This is a genomic window from Microbacterium timonense, from assembly GCF_900292075.1.
Lineage (GTDB): Bacteria > Actinomycetota > Actinomycetes > Actinomycetales > Microbacteriaceae > Microbacterium > Microbacterium timonense.
In genome coordinates, this window is the sequence record NZ_OLMV01000001.1 from 553405 (window position 1) to 571969 (window position 18565).

The 18565-nt window shown below is 70.1% G+C and carries 21 protein-coding genes and 1 tRNA gene; 4 read left to right on the top strand and 18 right to left on the bottom strand.

The window, feature by feature from the left end; genetic code table 11:
• Positions 1 to 33: 33 nt before the first annotated feature.
• Genes C9992_RS02675 through C9992_RS02690 form a run of 4 tightly spaced genes read right to left on the bottom strand, consistent with a single transcriptional unit; the run spans position 34 to position 3468 of the window.
• The gene (locus C9992_RS02675) at positions 34 to 1170 is read right to left on the bottom strand and encodes a PQQ-dependent sugar dehydrogenase (protein ID WP_106814031.1); all 1137 of its coding nucleotides are present in this window, start codon (positions 1168 to 1170) and stop codon (positions 34 to 36) included.
• The gene (locus C9992_RS02680) at positions 1167 to 1643 is read right to left on the bottom strand and encodes a VOC family protein (protein ID WP_106814032.1); all 477 of its coding nucleotides are present in this window, start codon (positions 1641 to 1643) and stop codon (positions 1167 to 1169) included. The genes C9992_RS02675 and C9992_RS02680 overlap by 4 nt, the downstream gene beginning before the upstream one ends.
• Positions 1644 to 1691: 48 nt before the next feature.
• Positions 1692 to 2789 (bottom strand): sensor histidine kinase, encoded by a 1098-nt coding sequence (locus C9992_RS02685; RefSeq protein WP_106814033.1) that lies wholly within the window; start codon positions 2787 to 2789, stop codon positions 1692 to 1694.
• Positions 2773 to 3468 (bottom strand): response regulator transcription factor, encoded by a 696-nt coding sequence (locus C9992_RS02690; protein WP_106814034.1) that lies wholly within the window; start codon positions 3466 to 3468, stop codon positions 2773 to 2775. The genes C9992_RS02685 and C9992_RS02690 overlap by 17 nt, the downstream gene beginning before the upstream one ends.
• Positions 3469 to 3554: 86 nt before the next feature.
• Here C9992_RS02690 and C9992_RS02695 point away from each other — a divergent pair, with 86 nt between their 5' ends.
• A complete protein-coding gene (locus C9992_RS02695; protein WP_106814035.1) occupies positions 3555 to 4202 on the top strand; it encodes a M15 family metallopeptidase in 648 nt (215 codons plus the stop codon).
• 43 nt (positions 4203 to 4245) lie between these two features.
• Here the strand turns inward: C9992_RS02695 and C9992_RS02700 are convergent, their stop codons facing one another.
• Positions 4246 to 5571, bottom strand: a complete 1326-nt coding sequence (locus tag C9992_RS02700) for an FAD-binding oxidoreductase (protein ID WP_106814036.1) — start codon at positions 5569 to 5571, stop codon at positions 4246 to 4248.
• 122 nt (positions 5572 to 5693) lie between these two features.
• Between C9992_RS02700 and C9992_RS02705 the strand changes: the two genes are divergently transcribed.
• Positions 5694 to 6605 carry a sigma-70 family RNA polymerase sigma factor gene (locus tag C9992_RS02705; protein WP_106814037.1) on the top strand — a complete coding sequence of 304 codons (912 nt, stop codon included), beginning with the start codon at positions 5694 to 5696 and terminating at the stop codon, positions 6603 to 6605.
• A gap of 45 nt (positions 6606 to 6650) precedes the next feature.
• Here C9992_RS02705 and C9992_RS02710 read toward each other — a convergent pair whose 3' ends face one another.
• The 11 genes from C9992_RS02710 to rplU all read right to left on the bottom strand — a co-directional run bounded on the left by C9992_RS02710 (position 6651) and on the right by rplU (position 14207).
• Positions 6651 to 7232, bottom strand: a complete 582-nt coding sequence (locus tag C9992_RS02710; protein WP_106814038.1) for a hypothetical protein — start codon at positions 7230 to 7232, stop codon at positions 6651 to 6653.
• A 103-nt stretch (positions 7233 to 7335) separates the two neighbouring features.
• Positions 7336 to 7408, bottom strand: a tRNA-Ala gene (locus tag C9992_RS02715).
• A gap of 70 nt (positions 7409 to 7478) precedes the next feature.
• On the bottom strand, positions 7479 to 7859 hold the full coding sequence (gene rsfS, locus C9992_RS02720) for a ribosome silencing factor (protein ID WP_106814039.1): 381 nt from the start codon (positions 7857 to 7859) through the stop codon (positions 7479 to 7481).
• The gene (locus C9992_RS02725; protein ID WP_106814040.1) at positions 7859 to 9016 is read right to left on the bottom strand and encodes a hypothetical protein; all 1158 of its coding nucleotides are present in this window, start codon (positions 9014 to 9016) and stop codon (positions 7859 to 7861) included. Before C9992_RS02725 ends, rsfS begins: the two co-directional genes overlap by 1 nt.
• On the bottom strand, positions 9013 to 9609 hold the full coding sequence (nadD, locus tag C9992_RS02730) for a nicotinate-nucleotide adenylyltransferase (protein WP_106814041.1): 597 nt from the start codon (positions 9607 to 9609) through the stop codon (positions 9013 to 9015). The genes C9992_RS02725 and nadD overlap by 4 nt, the downstream gene beginning before the upstream one ends.
• Before the next feature lie 9 nt (positions 9610 to 9618).
• Entirely contained in the window at positions 9619 to 9843 is a 225-nt protein-coding gene (locus C9992_RS02735; protein ID WP_106814042.1) for a hypothetical protein, read from the bottom strand.
• A gap of 54 nt (positions 9844 to 9897) precedes the next feature.
• A complete protein-coding gene (locus C9992_RS02740; protein WP_106814043.1) occupies positions 9898 to 11157 on the bottom strand; it encodes a glutamate-5-semialdehyde dehydrogenase in 1260 nt (419 codons plus the stop codon).
• Positions 11154 to 11996, bottom strand: coding sequence for a glutamate 5-kinase (gene proB / locus C9992_RS02745; protein ID WP_106814044.1), 843 nt, complete (start codon positions 11994 to 11996; stop codon positions 11154 to 11156). The genes C9992_RS02740 and proB overlap by 4 nt, the downstream gene beginning before the upstream one ends.
• Positions 11993 to 13501, bottom strand: a complete 1509-nt coding sequence (gene obgE / locus C9992_RS02750) for a GTPase ObgE (protein ID WP_106814045.1) — start codon at positions 13499 to 13501, stop codon at positions 11993 to 11995. The genes proB and obgE overlap by 4 nt, the downstream gene beginning before the upstream one ends.
• A gap of 121 nt (positions 13502 to 13622) precedes the next feature.
• Positions 13623 to 13880 (bottom strand): 50S ribosomal protein L27, encoded by a 258-nt coding sequence (rpmA, locus tag C9992_RS02755; RefSeq protein WP_106814046.1) that lies wholly within the window; start codon positions 13878 to 13880, stop codon positions 13623 to 13625.
• Positions 13881 to 13898: 18 nt separating this feature from the next.
• Positions 13899 to 14207 (bottom strand): 50S ribosomal protein L21, encoded by a 309-nt coding sequence (gene rplU, locus C9992_RS02760; RefSeq protein WP_106814047.1) that lies wholly within the window; start codon positions 14205 to 14207, stop codon positions 13899 to 13901.
• Between the two features lie 162 nt (positions 14208 to 14369).
• Here rplU and C9992_RS02765 point away from each other — a divergent pair, with 162 nt between their 5' ends.
• Positions 14370 to 14636 carry a DUF4031 domain-containing protein gene (locus tag C9992_RS02765; RefSeq protein ID WP_106814048.1) on the top strand — a complete coding sequence of 89 codons (267 nt, stop codon included), beginning with the start codon at positions 14370 to 14372 and terminating at the stop codon, positions 14634 to 14636.
• A 48-nt stretch (positions 14637 to 14684) separates the two neighbouring features.
• Here C9992_RS02765 and C9992_RS02770 read toward each other — a convergent pair whose 3' ends face one another.
• The gene (locus C9992_RS02770) at positions 14685 to 17159 is read right to left on the bottom strand and encodes an Rne/Rng family ribonuclease (protein ID WP_106814049.1); all 2475 of its coding nucleotides are present in this window, start codon (positions 17157 to 17159) and stop codon (positions 14685 to 14687) included.
• 329 nt (positions 17160 to 17488) lie between these two features.
• Here C9992_RS02770 and C9992_RS02775 point away from each other — a divergent pair, with 329 nt between their 5' ends.
• Positions 17489 to 18112, top strand: a complete 624-nt coding sequence (locus C9992_RS02775; RefSeq protein ID WP_106814050.1) for a vitamin K epoxide reductase family protein — start codon at positions 17489 to 17491, stop codon at positions 18110 to 18112.
• A gap of 33 nt (positions 18113 to 18145) precedes the next feature.
• On the opposite strand, the gene ndk is transcribed toward C9992_RS02775, so the two are convergent.
• Positions 18146 to 18562: a nucleoside-diphosphate kinase gene (ndk, locus tag C9992_RS02780; RefSeq protein WP_106814051.1), complete on the bottom strand. Its 417-nt coding sequence runs from the start codon at positions 18560 to 18562 to the stop codon at positions 18146 to 18148.
• Between the last annotated feature and the right edge of the window lie 3 nt (positions 18563 to 18565).

The following is an 18565-nucleotide window of genomic DNA, read 5'->3' on the forward strand; positions in this document are numbered from 1 at the left end:
CTCACCGTAGCGCGCGACCGGCATCCGCCGCGGTCAGCCCGACACCGTCAGTTCGACGCGCAGCAGCATGTCGTCATCGGCTCCCGGGGACCCGCGTCCGTCGGTGTTGCTCGTGAGCACCCACAGCGAGCCGTCGCCCGGCGCGACGACGTCGCGCAGCCGGCCGTACGCATCCAGCGCCGCCACGGGGTCGTGCGCGAGCGCTCCGGCATGCGTGTCGACCTGCCACAGGCGCTCACCGCGCAGTCCCGCCAGGAACACGGTATCTCCGACAGCGGCGATGCCGCTGGGGCTGGCGTCGCTGGTGGCCCACACCGCCACCGGATCGATGAACCCGTCGCGCTCGGCGACGCCCTCCACGAGCGGCCAGCCGTAGTCGCCTCCCGGCTGGATGCGGTTGAGTTCGTCCCACGTGTCCTGCCCGAACTCGCTGGCCCACATCGTCCCGTCCGCGGTCCACGCGATCCCCTGGACGTTGCGGTGTCCGAGCGACCAGACCTCGTTGCCCCAGGGGTTTCCCGGAGCGGGCTCGCCGTCGACCGTGATGCGCAGGATCTTCCCTGCCAGAGCATCGGCATCCTGTGCCGCCTCACGCTGCTGCGCGTCGCCGGTGGTGACATAGAGGAAGCCGTCCGGGCCGAACGCGAGGCGGCCGCCGTCGTGCGTGCTGGCGCGCGGGATACCGTCGATCACGACCTCGGGCTGCCCCAGCGACAGCTCGCCGGGGCGCCCGAGTACGGGCATCTTCACCACGCGGTTGTCGGTCTCGGATCCGAAGTAGGCGTACAGCATCGGATCGTCGGCGTCGGAAAGGAGCGCGAGGCCGTGCAATCCCGATTCGCCGCCGGAGACCACACCGGGTACGACGCCTGCCGTGCGCAGGTCCCCCGCCGCCGTAAGCTCGTGCACGGTGCCGTCGTCGCGTGACGATATCAGTGCACCCCCGCCGGGCAGCGGCACGACCGACCACGGGGTGTGAATCCTCGAGGCCAGGCGCGTGACCTCACCGCCGACCCGCCACCATCCCGCCGTCGCAGACGGGGTGGGCCCGACCGTGGGCGCCTGCGGCGACGGCGTCTCTCGGGCTGTGGAGGCGGTGCACCCGGATGCCGCGGCGAGCAGCAGTGCGAGGCATCCGATCGCCGTCCATCGGACGGATCGCCCAGTCATCCGTCCGACACCGCCGCCTCTAGGGTCGCGATGTCGATCCGTCGCATGCGGAGCATCGCCTGCACAGCCCGATGGGCGATCTCGGGGTCAGGGTGACGGATCAGCTCCACCAGCCGATCGGGGATGATCTGCCACGACAGTCCCCAGCGGTCCTTCAGCCACCCGCACGGCTGCTCCTGGCCGCCTTCCGCGGTGAGAGCGTCCCAGTAGCGGTCGACCTCCGCCTGGTCACGGCATGACACGTAGAGCGAGACAGCCTCGGTGAAGGGGAACTGCGGTCCCGCGTCCATCGCGAAGTAGTCGCGTCCACCGAGCCGGAAGTGCACGTGCATGACCTTGCCGCCCATGCCCGGCACCTCGTCCGGGTACCGCCCGATCGTGACGATCTCCGAACCGGGGATGAGGCTGGTGTAGAAGGTCACGGCCTCCTCCGCGTCGTCGTCGAACCAGAGGAACGGGGTCACGGCGCTCATGCCTCCACCCTGCTCCGCGAGCCGCTGCCTATGCAATGGCTGGGGCGGCTATCGCTGCGGTGCCGGGAGCTCCACTCTGACGTGCAGGCCTCCGCCGGCTCGCGGGCGGATGGCGATCGTGCCGGCGTGGGTCTCGGCGATGGTCTTCACGATGGCGAGCCCGAGCCCGACGCCTGCGTGGTCATCGCCCCGGGCGCGTTCGCTTCCCCGCTGGAACGGCTCCGCCAGCGTCGCCACCAGCTCGGGCGACATCGGTCCTCCGGTGTTGTCGACCGTGAGCGCGGCCGTGCCGCGCGGGGTCTGTTCGGTGGTGATGAGGACGGCACCACCGGTGGGGAGATTGTGGACGATCGCGTTGTGCACGAGGTTCGTGACCAGCTGCAGCAGCAGCGTCGGCGATCCCGCCGTGCGCGCGACGCTGCCGGACGTCTGCAGTTCGACGCCGCGCGCCTCTGCGAGCGGCAGCAGCGTCTCGGTCGCTTCCTCGGCCAGCAGCGACAGATCCACCTCCTCGGCGGTGAACGAGCGCTGCTCGGCGCGGCTGAGCACGAGGAGGGCCTCCGTGAGGCTGATCGCGCGCGCGTTGACGATGCGCAGCCGCTCGATGAGCGCCCGGGTGTCGTGACCTGGGTCGTTGCGTGCGACGTCCAGCATGGTCTGCGTGATGGCGAGCGGCGTGCGCAGTTCATGCGAAGCGTTCGCCGCGAACCGCTGCTGCTCCTCGACCTGCGCCTGGAGTCGCTCGAGCATGGCGTCGAAGCTGTCGGCGAGCTCGCGGAACTCGTCCTGCCTCCCGGCGAGATCGATCCGGTGCGACAGCGACCCGCTCGCAGCCAGGCGCGTAGCCTCGGTGATCCGCTGCAGCGGCGCGAGCATCCGTCCGGCCAGCAGCCACCCGCCGACCAGGCCGAACGCCAGGAGAAAGAGGAGGGCCCAGGCCGCTGCCGGCGTGAAGGCGCGCTCGAGATCGCCGCGGTTGGGGATGAACGGGCCCGGTCCCGTGATCGCTCCGGTCGGCACGTAACGCAGCAGGAACACCCACACCACGGCCAGCAGCAGAGCACCGGCGACCATGAGGAACGCGGCGTAGCTCACGGCGAGCTTGACCCGGACGCTGAGTCCCGGCGCTCTAGCCCGGCGGATCATCCTGGCCTCGTTCCTCGGGGGCGGCATCGATGCGATAGCCGACGCCCGGCACCGTCGCGATCACCCACGGCTCGCCCAGCCGTTTGCGCAGCGCCGACACGGTGATGCGCACGGCATTGGTGAAGGGGTCGGCGTTCTCGTCCCACGCGCGCTCCAGCAGCTCCTCGGCGCTCACCACACCCCCTTCCGCGGCCACGAGCACCTCGAGCACCGCGAACTGCTTGCGGGTCAGCGCCACGTAGCGGCCGTCCCGGTAGACCTCCCGCCGGAACGGGTCCACGCGCAGCCCGGCGAGTTCGCGGACGGGCGGCCTGCGATGTGCGCGTCGCCGATCGAGCGCGCGCAGCCGCAGCACCAGCTCTCGCAGTTCGAACGGTTTCGTGAGGTAGTCGTCGGCACCGAGCTCGAAGCCCGTCGCCTTGTCGTCGATGCGATCCGCGGCGGTGAGCATGAGGATCGGGATGCCGCTTCCCGAGGCGACGATGCTCGCCGCCACCTCGTCTCCGGACGGACCGGGGATGTCGCGGTCGAGCACGGCGATGTCGTACGCATTGAGATCCAGCAACTCGAGCGCCGTATCGCCGTCGCCCGCCAGATCGGCGGAGATGGCCTCCAGGCGCAACCCGTCGCGGATCGCCTCGGCGAGGAACGGCTCGTCCTCGACAACCAGCACACGCATTCCTCGATGCTACGAGGCGGCGCATATCGTCGCTGTATCGCCGGCGCCATACGCTCCGGCAACACGGGCGCGCGTGAAGTGGTGGCATGACTCGGTCAGCTTCCTCCCGTCGCCCGCACGCGCTGTGGGGCGTGATCCTCGCGGTCGTCGTCCTCTGCGTCGCGGTCTCGGGATTCGCACTGTCCCGCTCCGGCTCCGCGGGGGCTTCACCGCCTGATGTCGCTCCACCGGCTCCGCTCGACGCGTCCGGCCCCAGCGACGGAACGGACCACGGCGCCATCACCGAGGCGGACGGCATCCTTCCCGATGACGCCACGGTGTTCGAAGACGGGTATCCCGGGATCACCCGCTTGTCCCCCGACCTCCTGACCGCCCTGCGGGCGGCGGCACAGGACGCGTCGCAGGACGGCGTGGTGATCCACGTCAACAGCGGCTGGCGCTCGGCGGAGTACCAGGAGCAGCTGCTGCGGGACGCGCGGTCGCAGTACGGCTCGGCCGCCGAGGCCGCGCGGTGGGTCGCGACCCCGGCGACGTCTGCGCACGTCGCCGGGGACGCTGTCGACATCGGCTCGTACGATGCGGTCGACTGGATGTCGCGCCATGGCTCGGTCTACGGGCTGTGTCAGGTGTACGACAACGAGGCCTGGCACTTCGAGCTCCGCCCGGCGGCAGTCGCCGGCGGCTGTCCGCGCCCGTACACCGACCCGACACAGGACCCGCGGATGCAGGGGTGATGGGGGCGGACAGCGGCGAGGCCGGGTGCATGCAGACCGGGGGTCACGCCGGGAAGTTGCCTCGGAACAGCCCCGCCGGGTCGCAATCGGACTTGATCGCGCGAAGCCGAGCGATCGATGCGGCGGGGAGGGCGTCGCTGAGCTGCTCGGCCGGGTTCAGGAACGTGACCGGCTTACGCCCGGTGATCGGGAGCGAGTGCGCCATCAGCTGCTGCCGCGCTGCGATGTCGGCGGCGGGCGCGAAAGCAGGAGACCCGAACATGTACACCGCGAACTCGGCGGACAGCGGCCCCTGTGGAGTGTCGGACGGCTGCGCGAACGCACCTCCGAGGTGGCGGACCTGGACGCTCAACATCGGCGCGATCGATGACGTCAGCACGTCGTCGACGGCCTCGGCCCCGAGATGAGCGAGCAGCTCCCCTCGAGTGACCCCTGCACCCGGGTCGGTCGGCTCGGCGGTGATGCTCCCCAGCTCCGCCACGCTCATCGACCTCCGTGTATCGGACAGCGGCGCGGGGAGGCGCTCCAGCTCCGCGAGGTGCGTGACCGCCTGTGAGGCGGACCCGAGATAGGTGAGATCGATCGCGACCACCGGGTCGCTCCCGGGAAAATGGAGCAGTTCCAGCCACAGCGTCAGCTCCTGTGGGGCGGCCGCCGTGACAGCGCGGAAGGCATCCAGCACGTCGCGCGTGAGCTCTCCTGGCCACAGCACGCGACCCCCGAACAGCGCGGGAGCCCCGTGCAGGTCGAGCTCGAGACCGGTCACGATGGCGTAGTCGCCGCCTCCTCCGCGAAGCGCCCAGAAGAGGTCGGGGTCGCTCGCAGCCGTGACGCGTCGCTGGTTGCCCAGGGCATCCACCACGTCGAAACCACGCACGCTGTCGGAGACCCAGCCGTGGGCGCGTCCGAACCAGCTGAGGCCCCCGCCGAGGGCCACCCCCGCGACACTGACCACGGGCGAGCTGCCGGGAAGCGCTGTCAGACCGTGCTCAGCGGTCGCTTGCTGCAGTGCGCCCGAACTGACGCCGGCACCGATTCGTGCCCGGCGGCTCGCGGCATCCACCTCGACGGCGTTCAGCCGACCCGTGCGAAGAAGGATGGTGTCTTCGGTACGGCCAGACGCTCCGTGCCCGTTCGGCTGTGTGGCGATCGCGAGCCCGGCGTCCCGGGCGAAGTGGACCAGGCGCGCCACGTCGGCCGCGTCGGCGGCTTCGACGACCGCGCGCGTCGGCTGTGCGACCGCGCGGTTCCAGGGCAGCCTGACGTCGTCGAACCGGGCATCCCCGGGCAGCCAGACGCGGCCGCGTACCGCCGAGCGGAGTCGTGAGAGGTCGGTCGAGCGGGATGAGGTGTGGGGCGTGTGCGACACGGAAGCTCCTTTGTGCGATGGGATGGCCGGCGTCTGAGGCGCACGAGATACGCCTCACAAAGACGTCGGGCAGACTGCCCGGAATGTGACAGACCGGGCCGAGACGGACAGAATGGGGACCCATGGCCGATCTCGCCGGGCCCGCCCTCGCGGAGCTGTTCGATGCCCAGCGCGGGCGGCTGCGAGCTATCGCGTACCGCACACTCGGCTCCCACTGGGACGCTGACGACGCCGTCCAGGACGCATGGATCCGCCTCAGTCGCGCGGACGTCGCCCGCATCGAGAATCTCGAGGCGTGGCTCACGACGGTCGTCTCCCGCGCCAGCATCGACATCCTCCGCTCTCGAAGCGCCTGGCGCGAGGATGCCGACGACGTCCTGCTACACGAGTCCGTCGACACCGAGGGACCGGAATCGGAGGCGATGCGGATCGCTGAGATCGAAGCGGCCATGTTCGTGGTGCTGGAACAGCTGACGCCGCTGGAGCGTCTGTCGTTCGTGCTCCACGACATCTTCGGCCTCGCATTCGATGACATCGCGCCCATCGTCGAACGCAGCCCCGCCGCGGCGCGCCAGCTCGCATCCCGCGCCCGACGCCGCGTGCGCAGCGTCGATGTGACCACCGAGCGGGTTCGGCGAACGCGCGCCGTCGCAGCCTTCCTCAAGGCGTCCCGGGACGGCGAGTTCGGCGATCTCCTGCAGCTGCTGGATCCGGACGTCCAGTTGAAGGCGGATGCCGGCGTCGTGGCGACGGCGGCGGCATACGCGGACTCGGGAGCGCCGCTGCTGCGCGAGAACGTGCAAGGGGCCGATGCCGTGGCCCGGGTGTTCGCCGGACGGGCCGATCAGGCCGAGGTCGCCGACGTGGATGGCTTGCCAGGCGCCGTCTACGCACCCGAAGGCGTCGTCCAGGCCGCATACATCATCCGCTTCGAGGCGGACCGGATCATCGGCGTCGAGGTCATCGGAGATCCGGACCGTCTCATGTCGCTGCAGGTCGCTCTGCACCGTTCCGTCGTGCGCGGCGACAGCTGACGGACGTGTGCTCCGCCGGCGGAGCCGACGGGCTGCGCAGCGCTGCTATCGCCGGGATCGAGGCTCGTTGCGGTCGGGGTGCGCGGTGAGGTTGGCGCCGCCATCACGCTCGGAAAGCCCGTGCAGGGAGAACCCCGGTGAGTCCAGGAAGGGCGCACGTAGCCACATCGGCACCTTCGCGATGAATCCGATGATGAAGAACCCGATTCCGCAGGCGACGATGAGCACCCACCCCGCCCAGTACAAGGGGACGCGCCACGCGCCCAGGATGTCGAGAGCCTCGACCGTGGGAAGGAGAGCGACCAGTGCCACGCCGAGGACGAGGCCGAAGCCCAGGAACCCGCCGCCGGCCTTGATCGCCTCGCCGCCGAGGATCGCGGCCACCAGCAGCGGCACGAGCAGCCCGCCGACCACCAGGCCTCCTCCGAGGTTCCCGAGCGTGTCGACGGCGTCGCCGCCGAGGCTGTCCGCCACGAGGCCCAGGACGACGCCGGTCGCGACGACCACACCCATGATGATGAGCAAGACGGCGGTGGCGCGCCGGATGAACTGGTCCGAGAACCGGTACCGTCCAGCAGGCCGACCACCCGGGCGATGCACGGTTGCCGCGTGTCGTTTCGTGCTCATGATCGGATCGTAGCGACCTCCGTGCCGAGGTGGCCGTCGCCCGAACCCACGGTGCGTCCGCCACGCAAAGCGAAAGGCCGCCCCGTGGGCGGCCTTCTCGCTGTGGACCTGAGGGGACTCGAACCCCTGACCCCCTGCATGCCATGCAGGTGCGCTACCAGCTGCGCCACAGGCCCGGATGTCTTCCCGCTCTCGCGGGGCAACTCGTCTAGCTTACAACACTCGGGAGCGTGATCCGAACCACGGTCAGTCCTCCGATGCCGCCCGCGCGGGAAGCGTCACGGGCACGACGGGGCAGTCCTTCCACAGACGTTCCAGGCCGTAGTAGACGCGTTCCTGCTCGTGGAAGACGTGCACCACGAGGTCACCGAAATCGATCAGCACCCACCGGGACTCCTCGCGGCCCTCGCGACGCAGGCGCTTGTGCCCGGCCTCGAGCAGACGGTCCTCGATCTCGTCCGCGATGGCGGCGACGTTGCGCTCGCTGCGGCCGGTGACGAGCAGGAAGATGTCGACGAGAGGCAGGGGCTCCGACACGTCGAGGGCGACGAGATCCTCGCCGCCCTTCGCATCCGCCGCGGCCGCGGCGATCTGAAGCATCTCTCGCGATGACGCGCTCGCGACCATCAGAAGACCCCCGTCACGAACGCGAGGATCAACACGCCCACGAGCGCGAGAGCCAGGACGCCGGCGGTGATGGCGAGGGCCATCATGAGCCTGCCGCCCTTCTCCGGTGCCGGCGGTTTGATCACCTCGCCGGGCATCTTCACGGTGCTCACGGCGGCGCTCGCGGCGATAGGCGTCGGTGACGAGTGCGAGGGCAGCTCCCCGTCGACCAGCGCCGCGTCGATCTCCTTGCCGTCCGCCGTTCCCTTCACGTGGCCGGTCGACCCGAGGCCTTCGGGAAGATTGAACGTCCCGGTGAGGATGACTTCACCCGTCGCTGTGACGGGCGCCACGAGCGGTGATACTTCGGGCGCCTGCGACACGATGAGCGTATTGGGGACGGCGACTGCACCGGTGGTGCGTGCCAGCAGCTGATCGAACGAGGGCGGGAACTCGACCGCCTGCGGCTGGGTCGTCCCGTGCTCGTCGAGCAGGCTGGCGCCCAGCAGTGGGCTGACGGACTTCGGGCGATCATCGGCTTCCTCCGCCGCCGGCTCTCCGTCATCGAAGAGAGAGCGAGCGGAGGCATCGTCACCGACCTCGGCCGGCGCGGGGGTGGGCGCCTCGACGGCCGCGCTCTCGGCGGCGGTCTGATCCTCCGGTGATGACTGGCGCGGCAGCCCGAACAGCGCGTGCAGGCCGCTGTCGGTCGTGACCGGCGCCTCCTGGTCGGCCGGGGCGGTGAACAGCGGCTGCTCGGGCTCGGGCGACCCGTCGGGGGCGGCTGCGGGCGGTGCCGACGGGAACGCCGCCGGCGAACCGGACGTCGCCGCCGCGTGCGCCGCGACGACCTCGGGCGTGATCACGGGCACGGAGGCCGTGCGGATGCGCTCCTGCTGACGTGCCTGACGCCTCGTGAGGGGCGAGACGCCGAGGTCGACAGCCGAGTCGGCCACGGGAGGCGGGCCGACCGGCGCGGGGTCGGCCGGGCGCGGGAACGGAGTGACGGCCGACGGTGGCGCGGTGGCGGGGGTGCCGGTCGCGCCGTCGCCGGCGGGGTCATCCGTCGTCGGTGATGTGGGTGCGGCGGTGATGACGGGCGTGGAACCCGTGTTCCGCAGCTCGCGCATCTGCTTGCGCGTGAGAGCTGGTGTTGCCGGCTGCTCGGGTGTGCTCATTCCTTGCTCCGGTAGAGATGGTGCTTCGCAATGTATTGGACGACCCCGTCGGGCACGAGGTACCACACCGGGTGTCCTCGCTGAACTCGATCGCGGCAGTCCGTCGACGAGATGGCGAGGGCGGGGATCTCGAGCTGGCTGACGTCGTCACTGGGCAGGCCGTCCGTGTTCAACACGTGGCCGGGTCTGGAGACCGCGACGAAGTGGGCGAGATCCCACAGTTCATCATGGTCTCTCCAACTGAGAATTTGCGCTATGGCGTCCGCGCCGGTGATGAAGAACAGCTCCGCGTCGGGGCGCTGTGCCTTGAGATCGCGGAGCGTGTCGATCGTGTAGGTCGGGCCGTGTCGATCGATGTCGACGCGGCTCACGGTGAAGCGCGGATTGGATGCCGTGGCGATCACGGTCATCAGATACCGATGCTCACTCGGCGAGACGTCTTCCTTCTGCCACGGCTGTCCCGTGGGAACGAACACCACCTCATCGAGGTCGAACCATTGCGCCACTTCGCTTGCGGCGACCAGGTGACCGTGATGGATGGGATCGAACGTCCCGCCCATGACCCCGACCCTCGGGGCTGTCGCCACCGACATGCAGCAGCCCTAGTGGCCGTGCCCCGCTCGCTGCACGTCGTCGGCGTGTGCCTTCGCGTACGCCTCCGCCTTGTGCGAGTGGCGGTTGGCGACGTTGCGGTACGACAGGGTCACCAGAGCCAGCGCGGCGAAGACGAGGATCGCGGTGATGCCGTACCCCACGGTCTCGAGCGCCACGTTGCCGTGGTGCTCCGACTCTTCGGCGGCGAGGGCGAGGATCGTGGCGATTGTCATTCGGGCTCCGTTCGGGTTCGCCTCTGGGGCGCAGGACTGCTCCAGTCTATGGCGTTACGCGCGCACCTGCCCGGCGCCGCGCGCCAGCCACTTCGAGCTCGTGAGCTCCGCGAGTCCCATCGGCCCGCGCGCGTGGAGCTTCTGCGTGGAGATGCCGACCTCCGCGCCGAAGCCGAACTCGCCCCCGTCCGTGAACCGGGTCGACGTATTGGCCATCACCACCGCCGAATCGACCTCGGCGAGGAATCGCGCCTCGTTGGCGGCATCCTGCGTCACGATCGACTCGGTGTGGTGCGTCGAATAGCGGCGGATGTGCTCCAGCGCGTCGTCGAGATCGTCCACGACGCGCATCGCGAGGTCGAGACTGAGGTACTCCGTCGCCCAGTCCTCCTCGGTGGCGGGAATCACACCGGGCGCCAGGCGCGCGACGGCTTCATCGCCGTGCACCGTGACGCCGCCGTGCTGCAGCGCCTCGACGACGGGACCGACGAGTCGCTCCGCGGCGGCCCGGTGGATGAGCACCGTCTCGACCGCGTTGCAGACGCTCGGCCGCTGTGTCTTCGCGTTCACCACGATCTCGCGGGCCCACTCGAGCGAGGCGGTCTCGTCCAGCACGATGTGCACGACGCCGGCGCCGGTCTCGATCACCGGCACGGTCGACTCGGTCACCACGGTCTCGATCAGCTGGGCACTGCCCCGCGGCACCAGCACGTCCACGATGCCTCGCGCGTGCATGAGATCACGCGCACCCTCACGTCCGTACTCGTCGACGGTCTGGATCGCTTCCGGGTCGATCCCCCGGTCGGCGAGAGCCCCGCGCATGGCGGAGACCAGGGCCGCGTTGGTCTGCTCGGCTGCTGTCCCGCCGCGGAGCACGACCGCGTTGCCCGACCGCAGAGCCAGCGCCGCGATGTCGACCGTGACGTTCGGGCGCGCCTCGTAGATCGAGCCGACCACTCCGAAAGGGACGGCGACCCTGGTCAGCGACACGCCGTTGGCGAGCGTGCGCTCATCGAGGATGCGCCCGACAGGGTCGGGAAGGGCCGCGATGTCGCGCACCGCTGCAGCCAGGGCAGCCACACGCGGTTGGTCGAGGCGAAGCCGATCCTGCAAGGCGGTCGAGAGCCCGCTCTCGCGTCCTCGCTCGAGGTCTGCGGCATTCGCAGCGACGATCTCCGGCGCTGCCGCTTCGATGGCGTCGGCGATGGCCAGAAGCGCCGCGCGCTTCGCGTCGTCGCCGAGCAGACCGATGGTGCGGGAGGCGTCCTTCGCCAGCAGCATCCGTTCGCGGGCCGTCGTCGCGGTGGTGGTCATCCGCCCAGTTTATCGGCCGCCGTACGCAGCGGCCCGGTGGCCGCGGGCGCCGTGGGTTCCGGATTCGGTTGGAACCACGTGCCGACGTCTTCTCCCGTCAGCGCCTGCCCAACGAGGTCGGCGCTGGTCACGAGCACGCCGATGCCGGATGCCGCGGCCAGGCGGGCCGCCGAGACCTTCGTGGCCGCTCCTCCGGTGCCGACGCTGTTGACCACGACGGATCCGAACTCGAAACCGTGGAGGTCGTCCCCGTAGCGGACGAGCGGGATCGGCATCGCGCCGGGTTCACCGGGCGGCCGCGTGTAGAGGCACTCGATGTCGCTGAGGAGCACGAGGGCGTCGGCGCCGATGAGCTGGGCCACAAGTGCCGCGAGCCGGTCGTTGTCGCCGAAGCGGATCTCGTGCGTGGCAACGGTGTCGTTCTCGTTGACGATGGGCAGGATCCGCAGACCGAGCAACCGCTCCATCGCGCGGCGCGCGTTGGACCGGTGCGTCGGATTCTCGAGATCCCCGGCGGTCAGCAGGACCTGGCCCGCCACGATGCGGAACGGGCGCAGCGCCTCCTGGTAGCGATAGATCAGCACGTTCTGGCCGACAGCCGCCGCCGCCTGCTGCGTGGCGAGGTCGCTCGGCCGCTCGTCCAGCAGGAGGAAAGGCATGCCGGTCGCGATCGCCCCCGACGACACCAGCACGACCTCGGTGCCACGCCCGTGCGCTGCGGCCAGCGCATCCACGAGCGGCTTGATCTTGTGCGCGTTGTCGCCGCTGATCGACGACGAGCCCACCTTGACGACGACGCGCCGGGCGGAGGGGATGTCTTCGCGCTCGCGCGCACTCACTCGTCGTCCTCCTCATCCCACCCGCGCTCGGCCAGACGCTCGGCCTCGAGTTCGGCGCGGGCCTGCGATTTGGCGTCCATGAGCTCGTGGTACTGCTCGCGACGCTCGGCGCTGGTGCGCCGGCCCCGCTCGTACAGTCGAGGATCGGTGCCGCGGGGGGCCGTCATGAGCTCGGCCGCCGACGAGAGCGCGGGCTGCCAATCGAACACGACGCCGTCGCCCTCGCCGATCACGACGGTGGCGCCGGGCGTGGCGCCCGCACGGTACAGCGCGTCGTCGACGCCGAGGCGATCCAGCCGGTCGGCGAGGTACCCGACCGCCTCATCGTTCTGGAAGTCGGTCTGCTGCACCCAGCGCACCGGCTTGTCGCCGAGGATGCGGTACACGTTGCCGTAGGTGCCGCCCTCGACCCGTACGGTGAAGTCCTGGTCGGCGCCCTTGGGCCGGATCACGACGCGCTCGGGCGGCGCGGTCTCGGCCTGCTCGCGGCGGTGCGCGGCGATGATGTCGCCGAGCGCGTAGGTCAGCTGGCGCAGGCCCTCGTGGCTGACAGTGGAGATCTCGAACACCCGATACCCTCGGGCCTCCAGGTCCGGACGCACCAGGTCTGCGAGATCTTTGGCCTCCGGCACGTCGACCTTGTTGAGCGCGACCAGCTGCGGTCGCTCCAGCAGCGGCACCTGACCCTCCGGCACCGGGTACGCTGCCAGCTCGGCCAGGATGACGTCGAGGTCGGTGAGAGGGTCTCGACCGGGTTCGAGGGTGGCGCAGTCGAGTACGTGGACGAGCGCCGTGCATCGCTCGACATGGCGCAGGAACTCCAGGCCGAGCCCCTTCCCCTCGCTCGCACCCTCGATGAGACCGGGCACGTCGGCGACGGTGTAACGCACGTCGCCGGCCTGCACGACGCCGAGGTTGGGGTGGAGCGTGGTGAACGGATAATCCGCGATCTTCGGCCGGGCCGCCGACACCGCCGCGATGAGGCTCGACTTGCCCGCGGACGGGAAGCCGACCAGGGCGACGTCGGCGACGGTCTTGAGCTCGAGGACGACGTCGCCCTCCCACCCCGGGACGCCCAGGAGCGCGAAGCCGGGCGCCTTGCGCTTGGGACTGGCCAGCGCGGCGTTGCCGAGTCCGCCCTGCCCGCCCGGGGCGACGACGAACCGCATGCCGGGCTCGATCATGTCGACGAGGACCTCGCCGCCGGCATCCCGCACGACGGTCCCCACCGGCACGGGAAGCTCGAGACTCTCCCCCGCCGCCCCGGACCGATTGTCGCCCATGCCGAAGCCGCCGTTGCCCGCGTGTCGATGAGGCGAATGGTGGTACGACAGCAGCGTCGTGACCTGAGCGTCGGCGACCAGCACGATGTCGCCGCCATGGCCTCCGTTGCCGCCATCGGGGCCGGCGAGCGGCTTGAACTTCTCGCGACGCACCGAGACGCAGCCATTGCCGCCCTTGCCGGCGCGCAGATGCAGCGTCACCCGGTCGACGAACGTGACCATGCGGTCCCCCTCAGGTCTGGTGCTCCCCACGGCGGGGGAACGGATAAAGCGAAGGGGCGAGCCGAAGCCCGCCCCTTCCGGAAGTCTGCGCCACTCTCGCGGTGCGTGAGCCTGATGAAGGCTACTCGGCCACCGCCACGACGTTGACGACCTTGCGGCCGCCCTTCTGCCCGAACTGGACCGCGCCGGCGGCCAGTGCGAACAGCGTGTCGTCGCCACCGCGGCCGACGTTGGCGCCGGGGTGGAAGTGGGTGCCACGCTGGCGGACGAGGATCTCGCCGGCGTTGACGGCCTGGCCGCCGAAGCGCTTCACGCCGAGGCGCTGTGCGTTAGAGTCACGACCGTTGCGGGTGGAGCTTGCGCCCTTTTTGTGTGCCATCTCTGCGTCTCCTGTGGCTTACTTGATGCCGGTGACCTTGACGCGCGTGAGGTCCTGACGGTGGCCCTGGCGCTTCTTGTAGCCGGTCTTGTTCTTGAACTTCTGGATCACGATCTTCGGGCCGCGCTCCTCACCGAGGACCTCGGCGGTCACGGTGACCTTCGCGAGCTTGTCGGCGTCGGTCGTGACGTTGTCACCGTCGACGAAGAGCACCGCGGGGAGCTCGATCTTGTCGCCGACCTTCGCGGCCTGGCGGTCGAGAACGACGATCGTGCCGACCTCGACCTTCTCCTGCCGGCCACCGGCGCGCACAACTGCGTAAACCACTTCACACCTGTTTCTTCTGGGAGCACGCGCACGCGCTCAGGACGTCATCCAAGACTTGGCGCGGATGTCTCGACGCACCAAGGGTCAACTTTACCAGATGCCGGGTCGGTCCGCGAAAGCGGCCACCGGCCGTGTCGCGCCGGCGGTGCGTAGGATCTGCACGTGGCGATCCTCATCGACGATCCGCTCTGGCCGGCCCATGGGCGCCTGTGGGCGCACCTGGTGACCGACACCGATCTCGCGGAGCTGCACGCGTTCGCGGCTGCGAACGGCATCCCGGCGCGAGGGTTCGACCTCGACCATTACGACGTTCCGGAGGACGCGCACGCAAGATTGGTGGCCGCCGGCGCGCAACATGTCAGCGGCCACGAACTGGTGCGCCGCCTGATCGCATCGGGACTTCGCGTGCGGGCACGCGATCGGCACTGACCGGGTCGCGCCCGCCGCCCCGGGGTGCGAAGCAGCGGGCGGGGACGCTCAGTCCTCGGACGGGGTGTGCGGCACCGGCGTGCCGGTGAGGGCGGCCGTGGTGACCCGCCGGCGGGCGCGACCCTGCCCCGGAGCCTTCGGCTCGGGCAGCGCGTTCAAGACGGAGTCGAGCAGGATGTCCTTCTCGGTCCGCGGCTCCTTCTTCGCACCCGAGTCGCGCTTCTTGCGCTTCTTCGGACGCTCCGCCGGCAGAGGCTCCGCGACGGGCTGCCCGGGTTCAGCCGAGGCTGACTCCTCGTGGTGGTGGATCGTGGATGCCGCGATCTGCGCGAGGGCCGACTTCACTCCCTCGGTGATCACGTGCGTGCCGTTCGCGCCCCCGTTGGAGGGCGCGGGAGCCGAGCCGCGCGAGCGGCGACCGGAAGGCGCGCCCGAGGACGACGGCACCCGGTGCTTGACCACCGGATCGTGGTGCACGATGAGGCCACGGCCCGCGCACACCTCGCACGGCTCGCTGAAGGTCTCGAGCAGCCCCAGACCCAGCTTCTTGCGCGTCATCTGCACGAGCCCGAGCGAGGTCACCTCGGCGACCTGGTGCTTGGTGCGGTCGCGGCTGAGGCACTCGACGAGACGACGCAGCACGAGATCGCGGTTGGACTCGAGCACCATGTCGATGAAGTCCACGACGATGATGCCGCCGATGTCGCGCAGTCGCAGCTGCCGGACGATCTCTTCCGCCGCCTCCAGGTTGTTCTTGGTGACGGTCTCTTCGAGGTTGCCGCCGGACCCCACGAACTTGCCGGTGTTGACGTCGACGACCGTCATGGCCTCGGTGCGGTCGATGACGAGGGATCCGCCGGAGGGCAGCCACACCTTGCGGTCCAGCGCCTTCTCGATCTGCTCGGTGACCCGGAACTCATCGAACGGGTCCTGCTCGCCCTCGTAGCGCTCGACACGCTCGAGCAGGTCGGGGGCCACCGACTCCAGGTACTTCGAGATCGTGTGGTGCGCGTCATCGCCCTGGATGAGCATCTTCGAGAAGTCCTCGTTGAAGACGTCGCGGACGATCTTGACCAGGAGATCGGGCTCGGAGTGCAGCAACGCGGGCGCCTGGATCGTCTCGACCTGCTTCGAGATGTGCTCCCACTGGTTGGTGAGGCGCTGCACGTCGCGCGTGAGCTGCTCCTCCGTGGCGCCCTCTGCGGCGGTGCGGACGATCACGCCGGACGACTCGGGAAGCACCTCCTTGAGGATCTTCTTGAGCCGCGCGCGCTCGGTGTCGGGCAGCTTGCGCGAGATGCCGTTCATGGCACCGCCCGGCACATACACCAGGTAGCGACCCGGCAGCGAGATCTGGCTCGTCAAGCGGGCGCCCTTGTGCCCCACCGGGTCCTTCGTGACCTGCACGAGCACGCGGTCACCCGACTTCAGCGCCAGCTCGATGCGGCGGGGCTGGTTGCCCGTCTCGACGGCATCCCAGTCGACCTCGCCGGAGTAGAGCACGGCGTTGCGGCCGCGGCCGATGTCGACGAAAGCCGCCTCCATGCTCGGGAGCACGTTCTGCACACGACCGAGGTAGACGTTGCCGATGAGCGACGCGTCCTGGCTGCGGGCGACATAGTGCTCCACGAGGACGTTGTCCTCGAGGACGGCGATCTGGATCCGTCCGTTGCGGGAGCGGACGATCATCACGCGGTCGACGGCCTCACGGCGCGCGAGGAACTCGGCCTCGGTCACGACGGCGCGTCGGCGTCCGGCCTCGCGGCCGTCGCGGCGACGCTGCTTCTTGGCTTCCAGGCGGGTGGACCCCTTGATCCGCTGCGGTTCGGTGATGAGCTCGACGGCTCGCTGCCGCGGCGGCGACTGCTCGGCGGGACCGGATGCCTCCTCGCGCCCCTCGCCGCCACGACGACGGTTGCGGCGACGCGATGTACCGGAGGATGCCGCATCCGGTTCCGGCTCCCGTCCCGGTCGGGCCGGGAGCACGGTGATCTCGGGGGCGTAGAAGTGCAGGTCGGTCGACACCGCCGAGACGAACACCTCGGGAAGCAGTCCGAGGCTCACCGCGGTCACGGGCTCCTCGGCGCGCGCGTCGCCGCCCGGCTGGTCAGTGCTCTCCGCGGCGTTGTCCTCGGACGCGACGTCCGTCGCGGCGGCGCCGTCCTCGGGCACGGCGGCGTCCTCAGACGCGCCGTCTTCGGACGCGCCGTCCTCGGGCGCGGCGTCGGTCTCGGGCGCGCCATCGGTCTCAGCGTCCACCGCCGCATCGGGATCGGCGCCATCGGCCACAGCCTCGATGTCGGTCGCAGTGCCGGCGTCGGGGTCCGCGTCGGCCGCAGCATCGGGGTCGGCGTCGCTGACGGCCTCGCCGGCCGGGTCGGCAACACCGGCCGGTTCCTCCGTTGCGGGCGTGCCGGCCTGTGGGCCCTCTTCAGACGCGGATGCCGTGACGTGGGCCGCTGGTGTCAGCGAGCCGTCCGGATCGGTCTGAGGGGTGACTTCTGCATCGGTTCCATCTGCCATCACTGGCGTACTCCTAGCGGGGCGGCACCGCGCGTCGCCCGGCGAAATCTCGTGCGGCGCCGCCCGTGTCCCTGGGGTGGGACGGTGCCGCGAACTCACTCGGTCTGCAGCGGAACTCGTCGCCGAGGCGGACGTTCGCGCTGCCAAGGGCATTCGTCGCCCTGAAGTCTTCTGTGATCGCCCTCACGGCGCGGCCGTGAGTCATCCCGACCATTATCGCACCTCCCCCGCCGTATTGCGCATTCACGGCGCGCCAGCGATCGGATGCCGCACCCAGCGGGCGCGCCGGGTGCGGCATCCCCTCAGTCCTCGATGCCATAATCCGAGGCATGCCCGAACGCGAGAGCACCGCCCGACCGACCGGATTGGCCGTATGGCTGGTGATCGCCGGTGTGATCGGCTGGTGGGCGGCGTTCTCGCTGACCGTGGAGAAGTTCGAGCAGCTGGCGAATCCCGATGCGATCGCCTCCTGCGACTTCAGCGTGCTGGTCCAGTGCACGGCCAATCTGGGCTCGTGGCAGGGCAGCCTGTTCGGCTTCCCCAACCCGATCCTCGGGCTCACGGGGTGGGTCGCCCCGGTGGTCGTCGGGGTGGCGATCCTGGCGGGAGCACGGTTCGCGCCGTGGTTCTGGTGGTGCTTCTGGGCGGGCACCGCGTTCGCCTTCGGCTTCGTGGTGTGGCTCATCAGCCAGAGCATCTACGCCCCGAACCTCCACACTCTCTGCCCCTGGTGCATGACCACGTGGGCGGTGACCATCCCTACCTTCTACGCGGTGACGCTCCACCTGCTGCGGGCGGGACTCGTGCCTGTCTCGGGGCGCGTCCGCGACGCCGCCGGCCGGCTGATGGCGTGGGTGCCGCTGGCTGCGATCGTGAGCTTCGCACTCATCCTTCTGCTGGCTCAGCTGGAGATGAATGCGATCGTCAACATCTGGCAGACCTTCTTCAGCTGATCCGGCCGACCTCGAACGCGTGGGCGCGGCGGCTCAGCCGAACCAGATGTCGAGCTCGCGTGCGGCGGACTCCGGGCTGTCGGAGCCGTGCACCAGGTTCTGCTGCACCTTCAGGCCCCAGTCCCGGCCGAAGTCGCCGCGGATGGTTCCCGGCGCCGCGGTGGTCGGATCGGTCGTGCCGGCGAGGGAGCGGAAGCCTTCGATGACCCGGTTCCCGGCCAGCCGGATGGCCACGGACGGACCCGACATCATGAACTCGAGCAGCGGCTCGTAGAAGGGCTTCCCCTCGTGCTCCGCGTAGTGCCGCTCGAGCGTCTCACGATCGGGTTCCACGAGCCGGATGTCGACGAGCGCGTACCCCTTGGCCTCGATGCGGGCGAGGATTGCTCCGGTCAGACCACGGGCGACGCCGTCGGGCTTGACGAGGACGAGGGTCTCTTCGGTGGGCATGCG